This is a genomic window from Bacillus sp. NPDC077411 (assembly GCF_044543425.1).
In the GTDB taxonomy this organism is placed as follows: Bacteria; Bacillota; Bacilli; order Bacillales; family Bacillaceae_G; genus Bacillus_A; species Bacillus_A bruguierae.
Genome location: NZ_JBITWA010000052.1, coordinates 1 through 1,708 on the forward strand (window position 1 = coordinate 1; position 1,708 = coordinate 1,708).

The window sequence follows — 1,708 nt, forward strand, 5'->3', positions numbered from 1 at the left end:
GATTAAAGTCTTTCAGAAGAATCTCTTGTTCTTCTTTAGACACAATACCGATATCTGAAATATCTATACTCTCATCCCTAACAATTTGATCCAAAATTCTTACAAGTGAATTTGCGAATTTGTTGATTGTAGATGCTTTAAATAACTTTGTACAATATTCCCATTGAAGAGTAAGCCCTTCTTCCCCTTCAAACACTGTTAATGAAAGGTCAAATTTACTTGTATTTGTATGAAATTCATACGGATCAATTTGAATAGTACTTAACTCTTTTTCACCACTATCTAATCCTTTGTTATGCAAACTAAACATGGTACTAAACAACGGATTTCGACTTAAATCACGAGGAAGCTGTAAATGATTCAATAACTCTTCTAATGGATAGTGTTGATTATCAAATGCATTTAAACAATTTTCTTTTACTTTAGCCAAAAATTGACTGAACGTTTGATTAGCCTTCGGCTGATTTCGCAAAGCTATTGTATTCACAAACATTCCCATAACGCCTTCTAAATCAACATGATTTCTTCCAGCTACCGGTGAACCAACTATAATATCTTCTTGGCCAGAGTATTTTGATAAAAGTATATTATATGCTGAAAGCATAACCGTATATAAAGTTGATTTATTTTTATTTGTAAGTCGTTTTAATTTATCTGTTAATTCCTTACCTACTTTGAAATCAATATGCTCTCCTTCAAAACTCTGTATTTGCGGTCTTGCATAATCTGTAGGTAAATTTAGTACTGGTAAGTCACCAGAAAACAACTCTAACCAAAACTCTTCCTGCTGCTTGATTTCATTCGTATCGAAATAACTCTTTTGCCACACTGCGTAGTCTTTATACTGGAATTTCAAGTCTGATAAAACTTGTCCATTATATAACTGTATAAATTCCTGAATTAGTATGTTTAAAGAAATACCATCCGCAATGATATGATGCATATCTACCAATAAAATAGATTCTCCATGTGGTAGACGAATGAATTTAGCTCTAAACAACGGTGCACATGTTAAATCAAATGGTCTTATAAACTTTTCTAGCATTTGTTTCACTACATAGGATTGCGGCTCTTTCATCTCATGTAACTCTTCATATTCCAATACAAATGTATGATAATCTTCGATTTTTTGAACAGGCTCTTCTTCTATCCATTCAAAAGAAGTCCGTAATGACTCATGACGTTTCAATAATGTTTGGAAAATACTTTCCACATGTTTCACGTCTATGTCTTCTTTAAAAAGTAACACAGACGGCATATTATATACTTCTTCATGAATCATTTTATCTAATATAAGCTGTCGTTTTTGAGTAGAGGTTACTGGATAATATTCACGCTCTTCGGCAATCGTAAGCTCAATTGACTTACTAGGTACTAATTCTGAAATAATCTGAGCCAATTTTTGAATCGTAGGATTCTCAAAAATTTCTCGTAAAGAAATATTCACTTGGAATATTTTATTAACCTTAGCCATAAGTAACGTTGCCTTTAACGAATGACCACCAAGATCAAAAAAGTCATCTTGTATACTTATCGAGTCTACTCCCAAAACCTCTTCCCAAATATGAACTAATTTATTTTCAGTGTTAGAGCTTGGACCAACATAATTCAGTTGTTGTAAATGATAACTTGGTTCAGGTAATGCTTTTCTATTTACTTTTCCATTTGATAGTAAAGGAAGTTCATCCAAAATAACAAAAAACATAGG

General features: G+C 32.1%; 1 protein-coding gene. It reads right to left on the reverse strand.

The annotated features are described in order from the left end of the window. On the reverse strand, window positions 1-1,708 hold a 1,708-nt coding region (locus tag ACIGHG_RS25615; protein ID WP_396551296.1), incomplete at both ends, for a condensation domain-containing protein.